The sequence below is a fragment of the Nocardia vinacea NBRC 16497 genome (assembly GCF_000308835.1).
Classification (GTDB): domain Bacteria; phylum Actinomycetota; class Actinomycetes; order Mycobacteriales; family Mycobacteriaceae; genus Nocardia; species Nocardia vinacea.
Map to the genome: position 1 here is coordinate 1 of NZ_BAGN01000332.1, position 2,063 is coordinate 2,063.

Annotated in this window: 2 protein-coding genes; both read right to left on the reverse strand. The window is 62.6% G+C overall.

Annotated elements, in window-relative coordinates; all coding sequences use genetic code 11:
* Positions 1–1,536: type I polyketide synthase (locus ON44_RS33785; RefSeq protein WP_040698143.1), on the reverse strand; the 1,536-nt coding region annotated here is incomplete at its 3' end.
* Positions 1,537–1,659: 123 nt separating this feature from the next.
* A partial coding sequence (locus tag ON44_RS33790) for an acyl carrier protein (RefSeq protein WP_169338122.1) occupies positions 1,660–2,063 on the reverse strand: 404 nt, incomplete at its 5' end.

The following is a 2,063-nucleotide window of genomic DNA, read 5'->3' on the forward strand; positions in this document are numbered from 1 at the left end:
CTGCAACCGGCGCCCCTGCGCGAGCAGCCCGTCACTGCTACGCCCCGACAACACCCACACCAACCCACCGGACTTCACCACAGGCACCGGATCGGTGTCGGGTGCCGATGATTCGGTGTCGGGCGCCTCGGTGTCGGGTGTTTCGGTCACGGGTGGTGCTTGTTCGAGGATGACGTGCGCGTTGGTGCCCGAGATACCGAACGCCGATACCGCCGCACGACGCGGCCGGTCAGCCTCGACAGTCCAGGCACGAGACTCGGTGAGCAGTTCAACTGCGCCGATATTCCAGTCGACGTGTGTGGTCGGTGCGTCCACATGCAGTGTCCGAGGCAGTGTCTCGTGGCGCATCGCCTCGATCATCTTGATCACCCCGGCCACACCCGCGGCGGCCTGGGTATGACCGATATTGGACTTCAGCGCCCCCAGCCACAAGGGCCGGTCCGGTTCACGGCCTTGCCCATAAGTGGCCAACAACGCCTGCGCCTCGATCGGGTCACCGAGAGTGGTGCCGGTGCCGTGGGCCTCGACCACATCCACTTCCGTCGCCGCTACCCCGGCGTTGGCCAGGGCACGGCGGATCACCCGCTGCTGGGAAGGACCGTTGGGGGCGGTCAACCCGTTGGACGCACCGTCCTGATTGACCGCCGAACCACGCACCACCGCCAACACTTGATGCCCGCGGCGACGCGCGTCGGAAAGCCGCTCCACCACCAGAACACCGACGCCTTCCGACCAGCCCGTCCCGTCGGCGGCCTCGGCGAACGACTTGCACCGGCCGTCCGGCGCCAGCCCTTTCTGGCGGGAGAACTCGACGAACGTGTCGGGTACCGACATGACCGTCACGCCGCCGACCAGCGCCATCCCGCACTCACCGGCGCGCACGGCCTGCACGGCTTGATGCAGGGCGACCAGCGAGGACGAGCACGCGGTGTCCACCGACACCGCCGGGCCCTCCAACCCCAACACATACGACACCCGGCCCGACACCACACTCGAAGTCGCGCCGATCAGCCGATACCCCTCGACTCCGGCGTCGCCGTCGCTTCGGCCTATGCCGTAGGACTGGTCGCTGACGCCGATGAACACGCCGGTCTCGCTGCCGCGCAACGAGACCGGGTCCACCCCGGCGTCTTCGAGGGCCTCCCACACCGTTTCCAGCAGCAACCGCTGCTGCGGATCCATCGCAACCGCCTCGCGCGGGCTGATCCCGAAGAACCCGGCATCGAACAACCCCGCATCGTGCAGGAACCCACCCTCACGCGTGTAGGACTTACCCACCACACCCGGCTCAGGATCGAATAACCCCGTATCCCAACCCCGATCGAGTGGCCATTGCGACAGCACATCTCGCCCCTCGGCAAGAACCTGCCACAGATCCTCCCGCGAGGACACGCCTCCCGGGAAATGACACCCCACGCCCACAATCGCGACCGGCTCGTGGGCACGATATTCAAGCTCATGCAATCTTTTTCGCGTCTCTCGGAGACTGATTGCCGTGCGCTTCAAATACTCCAGGGACTGCGATCCGTCTGACATAAAATTCTCCGATATTGAAGTTATTGTCGTTATATTCTTCTATAACCGACTCTACAAAGCTCGATAACCCCTGATCCGAAATATCAGCCAGGGCCCGGAGTCATCGCCGTCCGCACCCAATACCTATTCCAGAGAGTCTTCCAGACCTTCAATACCGAGCTCATTTTCCAATATGCTGTATATCTCGTCCGCAGAGGCAAATTCAATATCGAGATTATCCATGCTTGAGCCTGGCCGCCCGTAGTATTTTGACCAGTCTTCCAGGATCAGATTGAAATCTGCTTCAAGGGAATTCTGAGTAGCATTACTCCAGACCGTGCTGCGGAGGGCTATCTTGAGCTGCTCCAGTGCCGTAGTAGGAGTCTCTGATGCGAGGACTACCGGTTCGATTACTACAGGCAACTCAGCCAATCGGTGGTGTAGGTCTTCGGCGACTGCTCTGGGGGTCGGGTAGTCGAAGATCAAGGTCGCCGGGACCGCCACCCCCGTGGCGGTCTTCAAGCGCTTGCGTGCTTCGATGGCGGTGA